Source organism: Microbispora sp. NPDC088329 (genome assembly GCF_040685655.1).
Lineage (GTDB): Bacteria > Actinomycetota > Actinomycetes > Streptosporangiales > Streptosporangiaceae > Microbispora.
The window spans coordinates 30,602-50,421 of record NZ_JBFBIP010000022.1 but is presented as its reverse complement, the minus strand read 5'-3'; the positions used below and the strand labels follow the sequence as shown (position 1 = coordinate 50,421).

Annotated in this window: 17 protein-coding genes; 6 read left to right on the top strand and 11 right to left on the bottom strand. The window is 73.2% G+C overall.

The features are described 5' to 3' along the window. Positions 1 to 12 precede the first annotated feature (12 nt). The 3 genes from AB0O28_RS31645 to AB0O28_RS31635 are packed head-to-tail and all read right to left on the bottom strand — an operon-like array spanning position 13 to position 2,808. Positions 13 to 1,209, bottom strand: a complete 1,197-nt coding sequence (locus AB0O28_RS31645; protein WP_363646227.1) for a hypothetical protein — start codon at positions 1,207 to 1,209, stop codon at positions 13 to 15. Between the two features lie 2 nt (positions 1,210 to 1,211). Next, positions 1,212 to 1,598: a Rid family detoxifying hydrolase gene (locus AB0O28_RS31640; protein WP_363646226.1), complete on the bottom strand. Its 387-nt coding sequence runs from the start codon at positions 1,596 to 1,598 to the stop codon at positions 1,212 to 1,214. Between the two features lie 13 nt (positions 1,599 to 1,611). Next, positions 1,612 to 2,808, bottom strand: a complete 1,197-nt coding sequence (locus AB0O28_RS31635; protein ID WP_363646301.1) for an alanine racemase — start codon at positions 2,806 to 2,808, stop codon at positions 1,612 to 1,614. A 421-nt stretch (positions 2,809 to 3,229) separates the two neighbouring features. On the opposite strand from AB0O28_RS31635, the gene AB0O28_RS31630 reads away from it, so the two are divergent. Further along, positions 3,230 to 4,096, top strand: a complete 867-nt coding sequence (locus tag AB0O28_RS31630) for an alpha/beta hydrolase (protein WP_363646225.1) — start codon at positions 3,230 to 3,232, stop codon at positions 4,094 to 4,096. Positions 4,097 to 4,220: 124 nt separating this feature from the next. On the opposite strand, the gene AB0O28_RS31625 is transcribed toward AB0O28_RS31630, so the two are convergent. Beyond that, complete coding sequence (locus AB0O28_RS31625; protein WP_363646224.1) at positions 4,221 to 5,762, bottom strand: nitrilase-related carbon-nitrogen hydrolase; 1,542 nt, start codon at positions 5,760 to 5,762, stop codon at positions 4,221 to 4,223. Positions 5,763 to 5,991: 229 nt separating this feature from the next. On the opposite strand from AB0O28_RS31625, the gene AB0O28_RS31620 reads away from it, so the two are divergent. Beyond that, on the top strand, positions 5,992 to 7,122 hold the full coding sequence (locus AB0O28_RS31620; RefSeq protein WP_363646223.1) for a sensor histidine kinase: 1,131 nt from the start codon (positions 5,992 to 5,994) through the stop codon (positions 7,120 to 7,122). A 4-nt stretch (positions 7,123 to 7,126) separates the two neighbouring features. Then, positions 7,127 to 7,807, top strand: coding sequence for a response regulator transcription factor (locus tag AB0O28_RS31615; protein ID WP_363646222.1), 681 nt, complete (start codon positions 7,127 to 7,129; stop codon positions 7,805 to 7,807). A 78-nt stretch (positions 7,808 to 7,885) separates the two neighbouring features. On the opposite strand, the gene AB0O28_RS31610 is transcribed toward AB0O28_RS31615, so the two are convergent. From AB0O28_RS31610 to AB0O28_RS31590, 5 genes are all read right to left on the bottom strand, one after another. Further along, positions 7,886 to 8,881: a sigma-70 family RNA polymerase sigma factor gene (locus AB0O28_RS31610; protein WP_363646221.1), complete on the bottom strand. Its 996-nt coding sequence runs from the start codon at positions 8,879 to 8,881 to the stop codon at positions 7,886 to 7,888. A 225-nt stretch (positions 8,882 to 9,106) separates the two neighbouring features. Then, a complete protein-coding gene (locus AB0O28_RS31605; RefSeq protein ID WP_363646220.1) occupies positions 9,107 to 10,099 on the bottom strand; it encodes a zinc-binding dehydrogenase in 993 nt (330 codons plus the stop codon). A 133-nt stretch (positions 10,100 to 10,232) separates the two neighbouring features. After that, positions 10,233 to 11,789, bottom strand: coding sequence for an amidohydrolase family protein (locus AB0O28_RS31600; protein WP_363646219.1), 1,557 nt, complete (start codon positions 11,787 to 11,789; stop codon positions 10,233 to 10,235). Positions 11,790 to 11,801: 12 nt separating this feature from the next. Beyond that, positions 11,802 to 15,521, bottom strand: coding sequence for a DUF4153 domain-containing protein (locus AB0O28_RS31595; RefSeq protein WP_363646218.1), 3,720 nt, complete (start codon positions 15,519 to 15,521; stop codon positions 11,802 to 11,804). Between the two features lie 28 nt (positions 15,522 to 15,549). After that, the gene (locus AB0O28_RS31590; protein ID WP_363646217.1) at positions 15,550 to 16,239 is read right to left on the bottom strand and encodes a response regulator transcription factor; all 690 of its coding nucleotides are present in this window, start codon (positions 16,237 to 16,239) and stop codon (positions 15,550 to 15,552) included. A gap of 96 nt (positions 16,240 to 16,335) precedes the next feature. Here AB0O28_RS31590 and AB0O28_RS31585 point away from each other — a divergent pair, with 96 nt between their 5' ends. The 3 genes from AB0O28_RS31585 to AB0O28_RS31575 all read left to right on the top strand — a co-directional run bounded on the left by AB0O28_RS31585 (position 16,336) and on the right by AB0O28_RS31575 (position 18,442). Then, on the top strand, positions 16,336 to 17,220 hold the full coding sequence (locus AB0O28_RS31585; RefSeq protein ID WP_363646216.1) for an arylamine N-acetyltransferase: 885 nt from the start codon (positions 16,336 to 16,338) through the stop codon (positions 17,218 to 17,220). Between the two features lie 109 nt (positions 17,221 to 17,329). Beyond that, the gene (locus AB0O28_RS31580; RefSeq protein ID WP_363646215.1) at positions 17,330 to 17,923 is read left to right on the top strand and encodes a hemerythrin domain-containing protein; all 594 of its coding nucleotides are present in this window, start codon (positions 17,330 to 17,332) and stop codon (positions 17,921 to 17,923) included. Between the two features lie 324 nt (positions 17,924 to 18,247). Beyond that, positions 18,248 to 18,442 (top strand): hypothetical protein, encoded by a 195-nt coding sequence (locus tag AB0O28_RS31575; protein ID WP_363646214.1) that lies wholly within the window; start codon positions 18,248 to 18,250, stop codon positions 18,440 to 18,442. 81 nt (positions 18,443 to 18,523) lie between these two features. Here AB0O28_RS31575 and AB0O28_RS31570 read toward each other — a convergent pair whose 3' ends face one another. After that, positions 18,524 to 18,844, bottom strand: coding sequence for a DUF3817 domain-containing protein (locus AB0O28_RS31570; RefSeq protein WP_363646213.1), 321 nt, complete (start codon positions 18,842 to 18,844; stop codon positions 18,524 to 18,526). A gap of 68 nt (positions 18,845 to 18,912) precedes the next feature. After that, a complete protein-coding gene (locus AB0O28_RS31565) occupies positions 18,913 to 19,713 on the bottom strand; it encodes an SURF1 family protein (RefSeq protein ID WP_363646212.1) in 801 nt (266 codons plus the stop codon). Positions 19,714 to 19,820 lie beyond the last annotated feature (107 nt).

Here is a 19,820-nt window from a genome sequence, read left to right as displayed (position 1 = left end):
TCGGCGGGCCGTTCAGGCGAGTGCCTCGGCGATGCGGCCGAGCGCCTCGAAGGGCGCGAGCCCGTACGCGTAGAAGTCGGCCGCCCCGGCTCCCGCCGTACGGGCCGCGCGCACCTTGACGGCCAGCCGGTCGGCGGAGTCGGTGTCCGGGGCGCCCGGACGCAGCACGACCCTCAGCTCGGGGTTCTTGCCCACGGAGCGGCGGTAGGCCGCGACGTCGTCGGCCACCCGCGCGGGGTCCCTGGCGTACCCGAGAACCGCGAACGACGGGACCAGGTCGCCGAGCGCCACCAGGTCGATCCCGAGCTGCCAGGAGTCGTGCGCGGCCAGGCCGGCCGAGGGCAACCCGTGGGCGTAGCCCTTGGCCGCGCCCGTCGCGTCCATGAACGTCAGCCGCGCGCCCTCGGCCGTCACGGCCGCCGCCACCTCGCCGACGAGCGATGTGACGCTCTCGGATCGGGCCCGCGCGTACGCCACCGCCTCCGGGCCGGCGTAGGCCGTCAGCGCCGCCCGCGTGACCTCGCCCTCCGCGGGGGGATCGCCGTCCAGCACGCCCCCGACGATCCTGACGCACTCCTGCCTGGCCGCCTCGGCGTTCACCCCGAGGTCGGCGGCCCTGCGCATGCAGTGGGCGCAGAAGCACAGGCCGAACAGGAAGGCGTCCATCGGGCCGAGCGCCGTGCAGCACCGCTCGTACGTGAAGGCCCCGAAATGCAGCGACTCGGCGACGACGGTGTCCACGCCCTGCCGGGCGACGGCCCGGGCCAGCGCCACCGCGTACGCCCGCACGTCGGGGTGCGAGGGGCACAGGTCGGCCGGGGAGCCGCGGTCGCCGAAGCAGTTCTCCACCGTCACGTCGGGGCAGGCCAGGCCGATCGTGGCGTTGTTCAGGAACACGGTCCAGCCGTGCAGCCGCATCCCCCGGTCCGCGCAGGCGCGGCGCAGCTCGTCGAGGGGCCGGTCCTGCGCCCCCGGCTGCACGGGCGGGGTGAGCCGCAGCCCGCCGAACAGGTCCTCCGGCGGGGGGAAGTGGACGCCGTCGCGGCGCAGCGTCAGCCGCGAGGCGCCGTGCGGGGTCACGTCCCTGGCCTGGTGGTAGGCCGCGGCCACCGCGACGCCTCGCACGCCGTACGCCGAGGCCCGGTCGAGCAGCCCCCGTACGCCCTCGGCGCGCAGGTCCTCGACGAAGACGTACAGGGCGCTGTCCATCGTCAGCGGCCCGCGTACGCCACGAAGTCGATCTCGACGAGGATGTCCATGAGGTCGGAGCCCACGGTGGTGCGCACCGGGTAGGGCCGGGTGAAGTAGGACTGATAGACCTCGTTGAACGCCGCGAAGTCCTCCTTCAGGTTCTGCAGGTGCACCGTCGCCTTCACCACGTCGTCGAACGTCAGGCCGTGCGCCTCCAGCACCGCCCCGAGGTTGCGCATTGTCCGGTGCGTCTGGGCCGCCACGTCGTCGCCCACGACCTCGCCGGTCGCCGGGTCGAGCGGCCCCATGCCGGAGGTGTGGAGGAAGTCGCCCACCACGAGTCCCTGCGAGTACGCGCCGATAGGCGGGGCCCCGTCGGTCGTACGGATCTCCTGCTTGCCAGCCATTGTCACCGCTCCATCAGAAACACATGTTGATCAAATCAATCACGACGTCGTCGTCGTCCACCACGGGGATGACGCGCCACTTGTCGAAGGCCGTACACGGGTGGGACAGCCCGAACGACACCAGGTCTCCCGGGCGCAGCCCGGCGCCGCCGCCGAGATAGGCGTGCTGGTCCTGCACCTTGACGACCGTCACCCCGGTCAGCGGCTCGGCCGGTCCGCGGCCGCCGCGCCGCACCGCTCTGGGGAACGGCAGGTGGATGTCGTACGGCACGTCCCGCTTGCCCATGCCGACCAGCACGAGGCCGGGCTCCGGCACGGACAGCACCTGGGCCCAGACCTCCAGCGCGGGCCGCAGCCCACCCTCCAGCCGGTTGTACGGCGTGTGCTCGCGGTAGTAGCCGTCGTCGTGCGCGATGTACGCGCCGCTGCGCAGCACCACGGTCGCGCCCGGCTCGCCGGTCAGCGGCGCGAGCTCCTCGGCCACCAGGTCGAACCAGGAGCTGCCTCCGGCGGAGACCACCATGGGGCCGTCGACGTACGGCGCCAGCGCCCGGGCCGCACGGGCCAGGTCGCGCAGGAACGCGCGGACTCCGGCGGCCTCGTGGTGGGTCCCCTCGTATCCGGCGACCCCGGCCAGCGCCGTCCCCCGGGCCTCCCGCACCGCCCGGGCCACCTCCAGCAGCTCGTCCTGGTCGCGGCAGCCGGTCCGGCCGCCCGGGTGGCCCAGCTCGACCAGCACGCGGAACGGCACGTCGCCGGCCATCTCGTCGAGCACGCGCACGCCCTCGACGGAGTCGGCGAAGCAGAGGAAGTCGAAGCGCCCGATCTCACCGGCCAGCCAGCGCAGCGCGCCGCGGTCGAGGAGCTCGTTGGCCAGCAGCACCCGGGGAACGCCGTGGGAGCGGTGGACGAGCACCTGGCTCGCCGTCGCGGCGGTGATCCCCCACGCCCCGGCGTCCAGCTGGGCCCGCACGAGCTGGGGGGACATCGTGGTCTTGGCGTGCGGCGCGAACGCCAGCCCGTGGCGGGCGGCGAAGTCCGCGAGCGTCGCGATGTTGTGGTCGAGGGCCGAGCGCCTGGCCACCATGACCGGCCAGGTGAACGGGCCGTCGAACAGGGAGTGGCGGGCCGCCGCGAACTCCCGTCCCCCGACCGGCTCGCCCGGCCACAGGAAGCCGCGCGTGCGCGCGTCGACGACGATCTCCGGCAGCCCCCGCGACCATGCCGGTGAGCTCTCGCCGGAGTGCGCGGCGGCGGCCGCTTCCGGACGCGTGGCGTGCGCTTGGGGGCGTGCCTCGGAGTGCTCCGCGTGGTACTCCGTGTGGTGCTCCGGCTGGTGCGGCTCCGTGTGGTCCTCTGGGGGGCCGTCCGCGAAACTCACGCCGCCCCCTCGCTGTCCCGGTTCAGACCACCTCGTGGATCGTACTGGACCACGGGCGCGGTGACCGACCCGCGCCGTGCGGGGCGGCGGCGCGGAGGCCGTCGCTCCCAGGGCCCCGATCGGACCCATTCGATGGCACGTTCGATATACGATGTGACGGCTTTCACACTGGGGGCGTGAAGCGCTCGCCTCCGCGTTGGCGGGCTCCACCTGTCCGATTCCAATCACCGTGCCGAAGAGGAACGACTTCATGACCGAGCTCATCAGCCACACCCTTGAGGTGCCCGGCTGCGTTCTGCACTACGACGTACGCGAGGCCGAGGGGACCACCGAGCCGATCCTGCTGTTGATCGGATCGCCGATGGACGCCAGCGGCTTCACCGCCCTGGCGCGGCACTTCCCGGACCGTACGGTGGTGACCTACGACCCGCGCGGGTCCGCGCGGAGCACGCGGACCGACGACGCGGCCGAGTCCACGCCCGACCTGCACGCCGACGACCTGCACCGGCTGATCGACGCGGTCGGAGGCGGGCCGGTGGACCTCTTCGCCAGCAGTGGCGGCGCGGTCAACGCGCTCGCGCTCGTGGCCCGGCACCCCGAGCAGGTGCGCACGCTCGTGGCGCACGAACCCCCCGCCGCCCAGGTGCTGCCGGACCGGGAGCAGGCGCTGGCCGCCATAGCCGACATCCGGCGGACCTACGACCGGGAGGGGCTGGGTCCGGCGATGGTGAAGTTCTTCGCGTTCGCCAACCATCAGGGCGAGATGCCGGCGGACTTCGCCGATCGGCCCATGCAGAACCCGGCCGACTTCGGCCTTCCGGCGGAGGACGACGGCGTGCGCGGCGATGTCATGTTCGAGCAGAACCTCATGACCTGCACGCACTACGAGCCCGACTTCGAGGCGCTGCGCGCGGCCCCGACCCGCATCGTCCTCGGCGTCGGAGCCGAGTCGGAGGGGCAGATGGCCCGCCGCGCCGGCGAGGCGATCGCCGAGCGGCTCGGCACCAAGCCCGTGATCTTCCCGAGCAACCACGGCGGGTTCCTCGACGACGCGCTCGGCACGCCGGGTGACCCGGACAACTTCGCCGTCACACTGCGCGAGACCCTGGCCGGGTAGATCGCGGCCTGTCGCGGCCCGGACAGCCGGTCAGGGCCACCTCGCCGCCGTACCGCGGTCCGGCTTGCGCGGCCGACACCGCGATGCCGACCACGAGCAGGCCCGGGCCGGGCGGCGAACTCCGTCAGGCGGTTGGGCGCGCCACTGCGTGATCCGGCGCGGTGGCATCCGCGGCCGGCGCACGCCGGGGGCCTGCCGCACCCCTGCGCCGGCCAGGTTGGACGCGGGCCAGGGACGCGGGTGCGAGCAACAGCAGAAGCGCGCAGGCCCAGGCGAACCAGTCGCCGAACCGTGTGTAGGGCGTGTCGGCCGAGCGGGTGGGCAGCGCGGTGAGGACGGACGCGATCGGCGCGTCCGCGCTGTGCGCCTCGGCCCGGATCCGGCCGTAGGCGTCGCTCACGACCAGGTCGCCGTTGCGCGCCGCGCGCGCCACGGTGAGCCCGGTCTCGACGCCCCGGGTGACCGCCATCCTCCCGTGCAGCCAGCGGTCCCGGTCGAAGTCCCAGGCAGGCACGAAGAGCGTCGTGGCGCCGCTCCTGCGGTAGTCGCGCACCAGGCCGGGCAGGTCCAGGTCGAAACAGATCGCGATCCCCCAGCGGGAGCCCGAACCGGGCACGAAGGCCTCACGGTTTCCGGGGTGGAAGTCGCTTTCCAGTCCGGGGATGAGGTGGTGCTTGACGTACTCGACCGGCCGGCTCCCGTCGGCGGGGAAGTCGACCGCCGCGTTGCGGAGGCCGCCGGACCGCTTGAGGATCAGCCCGGCGATGATGTCGACGTGGTGAACGGCGGCGAGCCGCGCCAGCGGCGCCGCCAGGACGGGCAGCGTCGCGTCGTCGGCGATGAAGGCCTTCTCCGGCATGACCACCACCCGCGCGCCGCGTTTCGCGAGGTCCGGGATCCGCGCCGTGTACCGCCCGAGGATGGCACGTCCCTCCGGCGAGGCGACCGGGACCCAGCCGGGGTGGTCGGCGGCGAGCAGCGCCACCTTCTCGGACGCCACCTTCTCCGCGCCCTCGCCGTACGGCGCGCGCAGCCGCCAGGCGCCGTACCCCACCGCCAGGGACAGGATGATCGCGGTGGTGACCGCCGCCCGCAGCCGCCCGGCCGCCCGCGGTGCCGCCGGGAGCGGTGCGAGGAGCACGGCGGCGGCCGCGGGAACCACGAGGACCAGGAAGGTGATGCCCCACGGTCCGGTCACCGAGGCGGTCTGCAGGACCGGAAGGACGTCGGCCTGGGTGTAGGCCAGGCTCCACCACGCCCCGTTCGGTGACAGCACCGAGACCGCGTACTCGACGGCGACCCAGGCCGCCGGCACGACGGCGACGGCCGCCAGCGGGCGTCCCCGCAGCATCAGCGCCCGCGACGACAGGACGACCAGCCCGAACAGCAGCGCCGACCCGACGATCATCGACGCGACCATCGGCGGCGGGAGCTCCAGCGTGTCGAGGAAGTAGCCCCACATCGCCGTCTCACCGCCGAGCCACGCGGCCGACGCCGCGAGGAACGCGGCGCGAGCGCCGACATGGTGAGCGAGGGTGAGCACCGGCAGCGGTGCGAGCCAGGTGAGCCAGGGCACCGGCGTGAGCCCGGTGCCGAGATGGAACAGCGTCGCCGACAGCGCCGTGGCGGCGAGCACCACGGCCAGACGCCGAATCGGTGAGTTCATGGGGCAGCCTCCTTATTCAGCCGCACCGACCCTCCGGCATCCGGCCTGGACGCACATCGCCGGCGGGAGCGATCCGGGTGCCGGCCGCAGGGACCGGGACCGCTCGGGCGGCCGGGGAAGCGGGTCTCACTCGAAGGAGTGAGACGGCCATCAGCCGAGCGGTGGAAGCGACGGCGGGGGCCGCGCGCATAGTCTTGCCGGGTTCCCTCTGACAACCCCGGAGCCGGTCATGCGGGCGAGCATCATCAGTCCATCGAGGGTCGACGCCGCGATCGCCGCCGTCGTCACCGTGATGACGGTGACGCCCGTCCTCGTCCCGTACCGGCAGCCGTGGTGGGCCGTGGCGCTCGCCGTCCTGATGTCGGTGCCCGTGCTGTGGCGGCGCCGCGCCGTCCTCTCCGTCGGGGCGGTCGTCGGCTGCGCCACGACTACCCTGGCGATCGCGGCGAAGTCGCTGCCACACTCGGCGACTCTGATGCTGCTGCCATACGGCGTGCTCGTGTGCACCTACACGTTCGCGGCGGCGGATCTCTCCCGGGCGTGGCGCGCCGGGGGCATCGCGAGTCTCGCCGTCGGGGTGGCCGTATCGCTCATCGTCCCGCACGAGAATCTGGAGACCTACCGTTACCTCGCCACCGCGATCGTCGCCGCGTACGCCCTCGGCGTGGGCGCACGGGCCCGGCGGGCAGGACGGGACGCCGAGCGGGAGCGCGAAGCCCGCATCCGCGAGGAACGCGCCGCCGCGGTCGCCCGCGAACGCACCCGCATCGCCCGCGACATGCACGACATCGTCACCCACTCGGTCGGCCTCATGGTGATCCAGGCGGAGACCGGCCCGCTGGTGGTGCGCGATCACCCGGACAAGGCCGAGGCGGTCTTCGAGGCGATCGCAACTGCCGGGCGGGACGCGATCGGCCAGCTCCGCCTGATCCTCGGCGCGCTGCGCGGAAGCGAGGCGCCCGGTGGTCCGGCTCCGGCCCGGGGGCCGCAGCCCGGGCTCGACGCCCTGCCCGGCCTGTTGGACAATGCCCGCCGGGCGGGCCTGGACGTCTCGGCCGACGTGCGTGGCGAGCCACGGCGCCTTCCCTCCGACGTGGACATCGCCGCGTACCGGATCGTCCAGGAGGCGCTGACCAACACGATCCGGCATGCCGGAGCGAGCACCGTGCGCATAGGGCTCCGCTGGTCCGGTGACACGCTGGACGTCGAGGTCGCCGACGACGGCCGGGGCGCGCGGGAGCTACGGGAGGGACACGGAATGATCGGGATGCGGGAGCGGGTCACGGCGTGCGGCGGCCGGCTCGTCGTACGGCCGGGGAACCCGGGTCTCACCGTCACCGCGACCCTGCCGATCGGCTGACGGCATGCTGCGCGTACTCGTGGCCGACGACCAGGACCTGTTCCGCGGCGGCTTCGCGATGATCCTCGACGCCCATGACGACATCACCGTGGTCGGCGAGGCGGCCGACGGCGCCGAGGCCGTCACGAAGGCGGTCGAACTGGAGCCCGACGTGGTGCTCATGGACATCCGGATGCCCGTGGTGGACGGCGTCGAGGCCACCGCGCGGGTGTGCCGCAGGACCGCCGCGAAGGTGCTGGTCCTGACGATGTACGACGTCGACGAGTACGTCTACGACGCTCTGCGCGCCGGGGCCAGCGGCTTCCTGCTCAAGGACGTGCGGCGGGACGACCTCGTACGCGCCGTCCGCCTGGTGGCCGAGGGGGAGTCGCTGCTGGCCCCCGCTATCACCCGGCGTCTGATCGGCGAGTTCGTCGGGCGTGGACGTGCCCGGCCCCGGCTGCGGCAGCGGCTCGGTGAGCTGACCGACCGGGAGATGGACACGCTGCGGCTGCTGGCACGCGGCCGGTCCAACGCCGAGATCGCCGCGGATCTGGTGGTCACCGAGCACACGGTCAAAAGTCACGTGAGCAACCTGCTGACGAAGCTGGACCTGCGCGACCGCGCCCAGGCCGTCGTCTTCGCGTACGAGTCCGGCCTGGTCGTCGCCGGCGACGAGGACATGCCCCGCACCGATCGGCGATGACGGCGCTGACGGCGCTGACGGCCGAAACGGCGGCGCACGGCCTGTACGCGGTCGGCTCCGGCCGTGCCCGCCGGCGAATCAGTGCGCGAGCACGTCAGGGAAGCCGAACGTCGCGACCAGCGCGGAATCGTGGAACTTGATCACGCGGGAGACGCCGGCGGCGGTGGGGGCCAGCACCACGACGCCGGCGGCCCGGAGCGCGCCGTCCGCGTTCCGGTGGTACACGACGGCGGAGGGTTGGCCGTTGGCGGTGGTCGCGATCATCCGCCAGTCGCCCGGTGTGCCCAGCACGTACGCGTCGAGCATGCGGATGCACATCGCCCGGCCCGACCGCCAGTCGCGGAACGGCGTCGCCTCCAGCGTGGCGTCCGTGCGTAGCACCTGTTCCAGCAGGGCGGCGTCGGAGCGCTCGAAGGCCGCGATGTAGCCGTCGAGCAGCGCGCGTGCCCGTTGGTCGGTCGGCTCGAGCAGTTCCTCGGGCTTCGGCTCCAGTTCGTCGAGCCGGGCGCGGGCGCGCTGCAGGCCGCTCTTCACCGCGGCAGTGGTGGTGTCGAGGATCCGCGCGGTCTCGGCCGTCGAGAAGGCCAGCACTTCGCGCAGGATGAGGATCGCACGTTGGCGGGCGGGCAGGTGCTGCAGGCTGGCGATGAGCGCCAGTCGCAGCGACTCGCGTTCGACGATCACCGCGGCGGGATCGCCGGCGGGCGGGGCGATCCACGCGTCCGGCAGCGGTTGCAGCCATGAGACCTCGCCCGGCGCGACGGGACTCGGCGGGCGATCCGGTCCGTCGTACGGGCCTGCCAGACCCGAGGGCAGCACCCGCATCCGGCGCGGCTCCAACGCCGTCAGGCAGACGTTGGTGGCGATCTTGTAGAGCCAGGACCGAATCGACGCCCGGCCCTCGAATCCGGAGTAGGAGCGCCACGCCCGCAGATACGTCTCCTGCACCAGGTCCTCGGCGTCGTGCGCCGAGCCGACCATGCGGTAGCAGTGCGCCAGCAGCTCCCGGCGGAACCGCTCGGTCTCGGCCGTGAACCGGTCGTGATCCGGTGCCGCTCGCGAATGCGCCGTCACGCCGAGAGCCCGGTGCTGCGACACGCCTGGGCGTGGTCCACGTGGCGAAGCCGCCGGCGGCGACCAGGCCCGGCCTCGGCCACCGTCGACGATGCGGGGTGCCCTGTCGCGGAGGCGGTGTCCACGGTCAGACCTCGTCGAGCGTTGCGGTCATCTGTTTCGACTCCTGTCATGGGAACCTCCGGTGCCGTGCGGCGTCACCGGCTCGGTGCCCGGGGGGTTTCCTCAGGGCAGCAGGGCCAGCTTGCCGATGGTGGCTCTGCATTCCAGTTCCGTCAGCGCTTTCGGCCCGTCGGCCAGGTCGTACACGTTCGGCTGGCCGGGGGCGAGCACACCGGCGGCGATCAGCGCCGACAGCTCACCCATGACCTCGCCGATGATCTGCGGTGCGGCCTGGATCAGCACGCCGATGTTGAGGCCGATGACGTGGACCTGATGCTTGTAAACCAGGTCCCAGTTGCTGATCGCGGCTTCGCCGCCTGCGACGCCGTAGACGACGACACGGCCGGTGACCCGCTTGGCGGCGGCCAGGCCGACGGCGAAGGTGGCGCCACCCGCCGACTCCAGCACGAGGTCGGCGCCGGCGCCGCCGGTCAGCCTCAACACATCGGCGGCGAGGTCGCCGCCGAGGGAGTCCAGGATGTGGTCGGCTCCCAGCGCCAGCACTGTCTCGTGCTTGGCCGGCGAGGCGGTGGCGATGACCGTCGCGCCGTAGTGTTTGGCCATTGTGACCGCGGCCTGGCCGGTCGCGCCCGCCGCGGCGTGGATCAGCACGGTCTGCCCCGCGGTGATGCCGCCCAGAGGCTTGAGAGCGGCCAGCGCGGTGGGCCAGTTCACGGCCAGGCCGAGCGCCTGCTGCTCCGTCCAGCCGGGGGGCACCGGCATCGCCGCGGCCGCGGGCAGCACCATGTACTCGGCGAAAGCACCGTTTCCGACGCCGGTGACGCGGGTCCCCGGTTGCGGGCCGGTCACCGCCTCGCCCATCGCGACGACCTCACCGGCGGCCTCGAAACCGGCCAGGTACGGTGGCCGCGGGCCGCCCAGGAAGGTGCCGTGGGCCTTCGAGATGTCGGCGAAGTTGACTCCGGCGGCGATGACCCGGATCAGGACCTCACCCCGGCCGGGGCTCGGCACCGGCGCGTCGGTGATCAGGCGCATGTCCTGCGGGCCGTCGAGGGAAGTCTGCTGCAGCGCGCGCATGGTCGCGGGAATGCTCATCGGCGATCGGCTTTTCTTTCTCGGCGTACATGAGAGATCGCCCCGGTGCGCGGGCCGATCTCTCATGTAGACCCCGGCCACCGCGAAAAGGAATCGGCCGCTTCCGAATGCCGTCCTTGCCGCCCTCGGGCCTTCAGACGGGGCGCAGCGCGCGGCCGGGGGCGGCGCCGGTGAGTTCGCCGCCGCGCAGCACCGGGACACCGCCGACGAGCACGTCGTCCACCCCCACGGCGAGCGAACGGGGCTTCTCGTAGGCCGCCGTGTCGGCCACCGTGGCCGGGTCGGCGACGGCCAGGTCCGCGACCTGGCCGCGCCGTACGAGGCCGCGGTCGGGCAGCCGGAAGCGGCGCGCCGGGTGCGAGGCCAGATGCACCGCGGCCTGTTCCCAGGTGAGGTCGCCGAGTTCGCGTACGTGCCGGCCGAGGTAGCGGGCGAACGCGCCGAAGCCGCGCGGGTGCGGATGACCGCCCACGTAGATGCCGTCGGAGCCGCCGGTGTGGCCGGGGTCGCGCATGACCGCGCGCACCGACTCCTCCCCCTCCGGCCCCTCGTCGGGACGGGCCAGCACGCAGCCCGCCTGCAGCCGGGTCGTCATCAGCAGCACCCGGCAGAACTCCGCGGCCGTGACGCCGTACTCGGCCGCGGCGGCGGGCAGGGTCATCCCCTCGGCCCACTCGAACCCGGGGGCGTGTGAGAGCGTGATCCGCAGCCACAGGTCGTCGCGTCCCGCCCACTCCCCGGCGAGGCGTTCGCGCTCCGACGACAGCATCTCCACGGCACGGCCGGGGTCGGCGGCCGGCACCCAGGGCGGCAGGGCCACCATGGCCAGGATCGTGCTGGCCCGCAGGTAGGGATAGGTGTCGAAGGTCAGGTCGACGCCGCGTCGCCGGGCGTCCTCGACCAGCGGCAGCAGGGTGGACGCCGGGCCGTGAAGGTGCGAGACGTGCACCGCCGCCCCGGACCGCCGCGCGATCTCCACGACCTCCGCCATGCCCACCGGCGCGGACGCGCCGTACGCGCGCATGTGGGTCACGTACGGCAGGCCACCCGACGGCGCGCCCAATGGCCGGCACAACGCGGCCAGCTCGGCGGCGTCGGCGTACCGGCCGGGGGCGTACTCCAGGCCCGACGACAGGCCCGCCGCCCCTTCCGCCAGGCCCGTCTCGACCGCACGCAGCATGGCCCTCGTCTCGTCCTCGTCCGCGGCCCGCTCCGCGGCGCCCATCACGTCGAACCGGATCGTCGCGTGCGGAAGCAGGTAGACGGTGTTGAGCGCGGTCCTGCCGTCGTATCCGGCGAGCAGGTCGGCGACGCTCACCGGCCCGTCCACGTGCGGGTGCGGCCCGTTGACCGCGGCGAAGTAGCGGCTCGCGTACGCGAAGGCGGCCGGGGACGTGGTCGGCGCGAACGACAGCCCGTCCTGGCCGAGCACGAACGTGGTGACCCCCTGCCGCAGCGCGGCGTGCTGCACGAGAGGGTCGAACACGACGGCGTCGCCGTGGGCGTGGCAGTCGACCAGGCCCGGCAGCACGAACCTGCCCGCCGCGTCGATCCGCACCGCCGCCTCGGCCGCGTCGAGGCGGCCCACCGCCTCGATCCGGCCCCCGCGCACGCCGACGTCGGCGCGGAACGCGGGGGCTCCCGTCCCGTCCACGACGCGGCCGCCGCTGATCAGCACATCGAAGGTCACGTGCCGATTAGATCAGTCGGACGAGCCGGGCACACGGGACGAGCCGGGGCAGTCGACGTCCTGCCGTATGGGCCGCCGTTCCAGCACCTCGCGGGCGCGGGCGCGGGCGAGGTTCCAGCCGTTCCAGGGGTCCGGCGCGTGAAGGCGGTTGACCGCCACCACGTCACGCAGCACGCAACTGCGGTCCGGCTCGGGCAGGCCGTCCAGGACCGGCACGGCCTCCGCCCCCAGGTCGCCCAGGTAGCCGTGGTCGAGCCGCTCGACGCCCCGGATCGTGAGCTGGGTCTCGGCCACCCGCGCGTCGGGGTTCCACACCGCGAACGCCAGCAGCGACACCCCGGTGAGCAGCACGAGCGCGCGGAAGAACCAGGACGTGCCACCGCCGAACAGCCGCACCGCCCCCGCCGCGAGCACCAGCACGAACACCGCGCCCAGCCACCAGATCGTCGCCTCCACCGAGGCCCGCAGCCGCGACAGGCCGTACGCGTCGGTGTAGAGACCGAGCCGGTGCAGCGCCGAGGCGAGGATGACCAGCGTGAACGCGCACAGCAGGCCGAGCAGCACGGCGAGCAGCCAGCGGTCGGCCCTGGTCTTGCGGCGCAGTAGGGCGACCGCGGCCGCCACGACGCCGAGCACGAAGACGCTGACCGTGACGAGTTCGAAGAAGCCCGACCGCGCGTACTCGGCGTAGGTCAGCCCCGCCGTCGACAGCACCCTGCGGCTCCCGCCGAACAACACCGTGATCTGCACGGTCACGAACGCCGCGAACAGCAGGTTCAGCCCGAGCAGCGGAATGACCCACACCTGGCGGCCGAGGGACATCCGCAGGTCGGGCGCGGCGGGCTCGGCGACCGGGCGCAGGCCCACCAGCACCGCCGCCCCCACCAGGACCGCGAACACGCAGAACACGAAGATCCGGAACGGCAGGCTCTGCGCCCACTCGGGCGTCCGCAGCAGGTCGTCCACGAACGCGGAGAACACCGCGTCCGCGGAGGAGAACAGCAGGCCGAAGACCCCGAGCAGGACGACCGTGACCGCGACGCCGACCAGCGTGGGCAGCATCCGGCGACGCCGCGCCAGGCCCCGCAGCGGCCCGACGAGGAACCACGGCATCGGCAGCACCGCGATCGCGACGGACACCACTCCTCTGAGCACGGCGAGCCAGCCCCGCCCGCCGCCGGACAGCGCCAGCGACCCCACTCCGAAGGCGGCCAGCAGCACCGGCGCGACAAGCCATTCGGCGTCCCGGAAGAGCGCCACGGATACCAGCGCGTACGCCAGGAGCCCGAAGATCCCCGTCCACGGGGTGACCCGCCCCCGGCTGAGCGGCAGTACGGCGGGGAACGCCGCCGCCCCGGCCGCGACGGCCGTCAGCACGAGTCCCAGCCCGGGTGACGCGTACGGCAGAGCGACGGCGGCGACCAGACCGGCCGCCGCGGCGGCCGGCAGCAGCCACCGGGGCGCGTCCGGCAGTTCCGGCCGAGGGAACAGCGACGGCGGCACGTAGGCGGGCGGCGGGTATCTCCCCGGCCCGTGCGGCGCGGTCTGCTCCTGCGGGACCGGCCACTGTCCCGCGTACGCCTGTCCACGCGGGCCCGCCGGATGCCCCACCGAGGGGCCGGCCGCCGCGGGACCCGACGTGACAGGGCTCGATGCGACAGGGCTCGATGCGGCGGACTCCGAGCCCACAGGCTCCAATGCCACGGGCTGCGATGCGGCGGGGCTCGCCGCGGCGGAGATCGATGGGCCGGGGACCGGCGCATTGTGGACCGACGCGCTCGCAGTGGGAACCACCGCGCCGGGGACCTGCTCCGCGTGCTCCGGCGGTGGGAGCACGGTGACGGCCAGCGCGGACCGCTGGGCCGAGGACGAGCCGAGCGCCGCTCCCACGACGGCCCCTCCGGCCGTGAACAGCAGCATCGCGCCGACGCCCAGGATCCCCCCGAAATACAGGCCGAGGAAGAACGCGACGAACAGCCCGGCGAAGAACCCGGCGAACATACCGACGCCCGCGCCGAGAGCCGCCCGCGCCGACGGCGCGGCGCGGTTGTAGACACGCGGGTGCGGCGAGAGCACCTGAGCCTGCGGACCCGCGCCGCCTACCGGCGCAGCCTCCTGCGTCACGTCCACCCGGACGGGATCCCACTGCCGCGGGTGCTCACGTAGCTCGTCGTCACCGCGAACGGAGCCGCCGGCCTCCCGGTCGTGGAAGGGATCGTGCTCCCCAACCTCGTGGTGACCTGCCTCGGGCTGACCTGCCTCGTTGTGAACTCCCTCGTTGTGAACTGCCTCGTGAAGAACCTCGAAGTGCCCCACCTCGGGCTGACCCGCCTCGTGAAGACCCGCCCTGTGAAGAACCTCGAGGCGCCCCACCTCGGGCTGACCCGCCTCGCGACCGGCCTCGTGACCTGCCCCGGGGTGAGCGGCCGTGTCTTCGTCGCCGGCCCCTCCGGCCGCGGTGGCGGCGTCCCCCGGCGAGCCGCTCCCGACAGACGCAGGCGAGCCGCTCCCGACAGACGCGGACGAGCCGCTCCCGACAGACGCGGGCGAGCCGATTTCGGCGGTGCGCGGTAAGCCGCCGCCTGCGTCGTCCCCGCCGTGCCGTGCGGTGAGATGGTTTCCGCCCGCCTCGACGTCCATGGTCCCCCTTCGTTCGTCGGCGTGGACGGATCCGTCCACGCTCTCCCCCGCCGCCGGCTCTCCCTGCGACGGGAGCACGACGACCATCCGGCACCCGGGGGCCCCGCCCCGGTCTTCCCTCGCGGCTCGTCGCACGGTCGGGATCGGGTCCGCGACCGAGATCGATCCGCCGTGCAGCTCGACGATCTCCTTGGCGATGGCGAGCCCGAGCCCGGCCCCGCCCGCGTCGGCGGCCCGTCCGGCGTCGAGCCGCGAGAAGCGCTCGAACACACGGGCCCGCTCCCCGGGCGGAATGCCGGGGCCGCCGTCGGTCACGCTGATCTCCAGGTTCGGTCCCGCGCGCCGCGCCCCCACCCGGACCGTGCCGCCGGACGGGCTGTGCCGTACGGCGTTGTCGAGCAGGTTGGCCAGCACCTGGGCGAGCAGTGCGGCGTCGGCGGACAGCACCGTCCCCGGCGCGACGGCGCTCACCACCGTCACGTCGTCACGCGCGAGAGCCGCCTCCGAGACCGCCTGGCGGCACAGCGACGCCAGGTCCAGCTCCTCCGGATCGATGAGCCGCGCGCCCGAGTCGAGCCGCGACAGGTCGAGGAGCTGGGCCACCAGCCGGCCGAGCCGCTGTGTCTGCGCGAGGGCCGTGCCCAGCGTGTCGAGGTCGGGCGGCGTGACACCGTCCACGACGTTCTCCAGCACGGCCTGCAGGCCGGTGATCGGCGTGCGCAGCTCGTGGCTGACGTTGGCCACCAGTTCACGCCGTTGCCGGTCCACCTCGGCGAGGTCGGCCGCCATGGCGTTGAAGGCTCGGGCCAGCTCCCCCACCTCGTCGCGGGACGTCGCGGTCACGCGCAGGCCGTACCGGCCCTTGGCGATCGTCTGCGCGGCGGCGGCCATCTCGCGCAGCGGGCGGATCATGCCGCGGGCGAGGAGCTGCACCATGATCAGCGCGAGCACGACGGCGATCGCGATCCTGAGGTCCCGGGACAGACCGGAGTTGATGCCGACCTCGTTGACGACGAACGCCGCGACCACGGCGAGCACGATCACGATGCCGAGCTTGGCCTTGATCCGGCCGAGGAAGTCGAGCGGCCTCATCGCCTGGTCTTCTCCAATACGGCGCGCGTCACGGGCGGACGAGCGCGTATCCGACGCCGTGCACGGTACGAACGACCTCCGGGCCGAGCTTGCGGCGCAGGGCGCGGACGTGGCTGTCCACCGTCCGGGTCGCCGCGGCCTCGGAGAAGCCCCAGATGTCCGACAGCAGCCGCTCACGCTCGAAGACGTGGCCGGGCCGCTCGGCCAGACGCCGCAGCAGGTCGAACTCGGTCCGGGTGAGCTGCGCCTCGGCCCCGCGGACGAACACGCGGCGTTCGGCGGTGTTGATCTCGACGTCGCCGACCCTGATCACCGTGTCCTCGTGGGCCAGCAGGCTGGCCCGCTCCACCCGCCGCAGCAGCGCGTGGATTCTCGCGACGAGTTCCCGCATGCTGAACGGCTTGGTGATGTAGTCGTCCGCTCCCACGCCCAGGCCGACCAGCACGTCGGTCTCCTCGCCGAGTGCGGTGAGCATGAGCACCGGCACCGGCCGGGCGGCCTGCATCCTGCGGCACACCTCGAGACCGTCCAGGCCCGGGAGCAGCCGGTCCAGGACGACGACGTCGGGCTCCGCCTTCGCGTAGGCCGCGAGCGCCTCCTCTCCGTCGCTCGCGACGCGCACGTCGAAGCCCTCCGCCACGAGCCGGAGCCGTACGGCGTTGGCGATGGTCCCGTCGTCCTCGACCACGAGGATGCGGCGCTGCTGGGGGGTAGCCATGCAGGGAAGCGTAGATCCCCCCTGTGCAGAGCGGCCGTCCGGAGATGTGCAGATCCCGTGCATCGAAATGTCGGCCGCCCGCGTTAGCGTGGCGGCGTGGAGCGGACACTGCGTGTGGAGGACTATCTGCGACGGCTCGGCCTGCGGTCGAGCGGCCCGCCGAGCGTCGAGGAGCTGTTCCGGCTCCAGACGGCGCACGTCGAGCGGGTGCCGTACGAGAACCTGGAGATCTGGCTGGGCCGGCCGACCACCGTCGACCCGGCCGAGTCGTGGCGGCGGATCATGCGTGGGCGCGGGGGCTACTGCTTCCATCTGAACGGCGCGTTCTCGGTGCTCCTGCGACTGCTGGGCTACGCGGTCTCCCGGCACGTCGGCGGTGTTCAGGGCTCCGCCGAGGCGCCCGCCGGGGCCGCGGGCAACCATCTGGCCCTGACGGTGAGCGGCCTGCCGACGGACGCCAATCCCGGCGGGCGGTGGCTGGTCGACGCGGGGCTGGGCGACGCGATCCGTGAGCCGCTCCCGCTGGTCGAGGGCGTCTACCGGCAGGGCCCGTTCACCTACGCCATGCGCCGGTCGGAGGCCGAGCCGGGCGGCTGGCGGTTCGATCACGATCATCGCGGCAGCTTCACCGGCATGGACTTCCGTCCGGAATCCGCGGAGATGAGCGCCTTCGAGGCCAAGCACGAACACCTGTCCACCTCTCCCGAATCGGGCTTCGTCCGGGTGGCGTCCGTGCAGCGGCGCGACGCGGCCGGGGTGGACCTGCTCAGAGGGCTCGTGCTCACGCGCGTCGGTCTCCCGCCCGCCGACGGCGGGCCGGGCACCTCGGTGACGCTGGAGCGCCGGGAGGACTACTTCGCCGCGCTCGCCGACGTGTACGGCATGACCCTGGACGACGCCTCCTCCGCGGAGAAGGACGCGCTGTGGTCCCGGCTGCTCGCCGCTCACGAGGAGTGGCTGGCCGCCCGGCAGCCCGCCTGAGCCCGTGCGGGGACCCGCCCGTGTGGCGTCCGCGCGCACCGAATCCGCAGGTCATGGGTTTCGCTCCCCGGGATCGGGTAGCCCCGATATGACCAGGAAGGAGGCGCTAATGGACCGCCAGTCAAGGCCGGAGACCATGCGGGAGAACGACGTGATCGATCTCCTGACGCAGCAGCACGTCCTCATCCGGGAGCTGTTCGACGAGGTCGACAGAAGCCGGGGGGAGGAGCGCAAGGAGGCCTTCAGCCGTCTCGTCCGCCTGCTCGCCGTCCACGAGACGGCGGAGGAGGAGATCGTCCACCCCTACGCCCGGCGCAAGCTGGTCGGCGGCGACACGATCGTGGACAACCGCCTGCAGGAGGAGGAAGAGGCGAAAGAACTGCTGAGTCGCCTCGACGACATGGACGTGACGACGGCGCAGTTCTCCCAGGAGCTGGAGAGGCTGCGGGCCGCCGTGTTCGCCCATGCCGCCGCCGAGGAGCGTTACGAGTTCTCCGAGCTCAGGGCCAGCACGTCCGAGGCCGAACGCAGGGCGATGGCCGTGGGTGTCAAGGCCGCCGAGGCGATGGCGCCGACGCATCCGCACCCCGGGGTCGAGTCGGCGACCGAGAACATCCTGATGGGGACGCCGATCGCGATGATGGATCGCGCCCGCGACGTGATCCGCAAGGTGATGGGCAAGTCGGAGTCCGGCGAAGGCTGATCTCCCGGGGGGCCGCCGCAGGGGTCGCGGCGGAGCGGCAGGGCCGGGGTCCCGCGCCTTCGCCATCGGGAAGGGGCCCGTCGGAGACCGGGAATCGTGCGTGGCGCCGCGGCGCCGGCGGAGACGACCATCCGTCCCCCGGCGCCGCGCCGTCGAAAGGCTCACGCGCCAGTTCACGCGCCGGTTCACGCGCCGTTCGAGAGCCGCGAGAGGACGCCCGGCGTCTCCCGGTGGGCGTTCGTGGAACTCGATCCGGGCTTCGCACGTTCTCCCAGGCGACGCGGGACGACGTTCCGCGCGGGACCCGACACGAAAGGCCTGACGATGTCGCCACTGGGCAAGTACTACGTGGGCGCGGCGGTGGTGGCCGTGCTGGTCTTCATCCTCCCTTTGCCGACTCTCCTGGCCTGGCTGATCGCCATCGGCGTGCTGGGGGCGCCGATCGTCGCCTATTTCATGCTGGACGAGTCGCAGCGGGCGCGACTGCGGCGCATCCGCCGCCGCCAGATCGGCCGCTGAGGCCCCACAGGGACGACCAACGAGACGACCCAACAAGGGACAGGCCGGGCCGCCATCACGGCGCCCGGCCTTCCGCTTCGCTCAGGAAGCGGCGGCGATCCTCCTGCGGACGCGGTCGGTGACGTTCCGCTCCAGGACGAAGGACAGGAACGGAATCGTGCCGGCGATGAGCACGAGCAGCAGGTAGCCGACCGACCAGCGCGCCTTGATCAGGCCCAGGTTGATCGCGGCCACCAGATAGACCATGTACAGGAAGCCGTGGATCGGCCCGACCACCGCGACCATCGTGCCGCTGTCGAAGCCGTACTTGACGACCATGGCGGCGCAGAGCACGAGCAGCATCACGCCGACGATGTAGGCCATGACGCGGTAGAAGTTGAGCGCGGATTCCACGTCGATCATTACCTCTGCTGGGGAAAGGGTCACCACACGATATCCGTGCGAGGCGGCGGTCCCGGCCTCAGGGCGGGTCAGGCCTCCACGGGCGCGGCCGGCTCGGCCGGCTCGGCCGCCTGCCGCTCCCGGTCCCGCTGCCCGCGCAGGGCGTCACGGACGAAGTGGAACCACATGTACACGGCGAACAGCGCGAAGATCCACCACTGGAGGGCGTAGGCCAGGTTGCGCCAGGTGAAGCCGCCGCCCTCGGTCGGCGGCGACACGGCCACCGGCGTGACGCCGGACGGCGGCTCCTGCGCGGTCGCGACGACGAACCCGTCCCGCACGTGCGCGTCCGGCCACACGTTGATCAGCTCCGCCGTCGACACCGTCGCCACCTGGCCGCGTGGCAGGTTCCCGCTGCGCATCACGTCGTCGGTCTGCTCGGCCGGCCGCAGCCGGCCGGTCACGGTCACGGCGCCCTCGGGCACGGCCGTGGCGGGATCCGCCGCCGTGGGAACCCAGCCGCGTACGACGGGGACGACCGTGCCGTCCGCGAGCCGCAACGGCGTGAGCAGCCAGAACCCGCTCCCCCGGGCCGCGCGGCCGCCGGGGGCCGCGACGTCGGCGACCCGGTCGGCCACCAGCAGCTGGTTCGCGGCGTCGTAGGTCCCCGTGGCGGTCACCCTGCGGCTGATCGCGCCACCGCTGACGTGCTGTCCCACCTGAGTCAGCTCGGTGACGGCCACGGGCGCGGGGTCGGGAGCCCGTCGTGGGGCGCCCGACGCCTCGAAGACGCCGAGTTGCCAGCGCCCGAGGAAGGTGAAGGACACGAGCACCCCGATGACCAGCAGGTGCAAGGCCACCAGCCGGGGAGCCAGGAGGGTGCGGAGCATGGATACAACGCTATCCGCCGCCCGCTGCGGTCCGGTATTCGCGGCCGTGGCGTCAGCGAGGGCGGGCGTTCTCCTGTTTCTCAAGCCACCACCAGGAGAGGGCAAAA

Coding starts and splice junctions, on each gene's coding strand:
- AB0O28_RS31645 (WP_363646227.1), bottom strand. CDS start 1,209: ATGGACAGCGCCCTGTACGTCTTCGTCGAGGACCTGCGCGCCGAGGGC.
- AB0O28_RS31640 (WP_363646226.1), bottom strand. CDS start 1,598: ATGGCTGGCAAGCAGGAGATCCGTACGACCGACGGGGCCCCGCCTATC.
- AB0O28_RS31590 (WP_363646217.1), bottom strand. CDS start 16,239: ATGGCTACCCCCCAGCAGCGCCGCATCCTCGTGGTCGAGGACGACGGG.
- AB0O28_RS31565 (WP_363646212.1), bottom strand. CDS start 19,713: ATGCTCCGCACCCTCCTGGCTCCCCGGCTGGTGGCCTTGCACCTGCTG.
- AB0O28_RS31605 (WP_363646220.1), bottom strand. CDS start 10,099: ATGAGCATTCCCGCGACCATGCGCGCGCTGCAGCAGACTTCCCTCGAC.
- AB0O28_RS31625 (WP_363646224.1), bottom strand. CDS start 5,762: ATGAACTCACCGATTCGGCGTCTGGCCGTGGTGCTCGCCGCCACGGCG.
- AB0O28_RS31615 (WP_363646222.1), top strand. CDS start 7,127: ATGCTGCGCGTACTCGTGGCCGACGACCAGGACCTGTTCCGCGGCGGC.
- AB0O28_RS31575 (WP_363646214.1), top strand. CDS start 18,248: ATGTCGCCACTGGGCAAGTACTACGTGGGCGCGGCGGTGGTGGCCGTG.
- AB0O28_RS31595 (WP_363646218.1), bottom strand. CDS start 15,521: ATGAGGCCGCTCGACTTCCTCGGCCGGATCAAGGCCAAGCTCGGCATC.
- AB0O28_RS31580 (WP_363646215.1), top strand. CDS start 17,330: ATGGACCGCCAGTCAAGGCCGGAGACCATGCGGGAGAACGACGTGATC.
- AB0O28_RS31570 (WP_363646213.1), bottom strand. CDS start 18,844: ATGATCGACGTGGAATCCGCGCTCAACTTCTACCGCGTCATGGCCTAC.
- AB0O28_RS31620 (WP_363646223.1), top strand. CDS start 5,992: ATGCGGGCGAGCATCATCAGTCCATCGAGGGTCGACGCCGCGATCGCC.
- AB0O28_RS31630 (WP_363646225.1), top strand. CDS start 3,230: ATGACCGAGCTCATCAGCCACACCCTTGAGGTGCCCGGCTGCGTTCTG.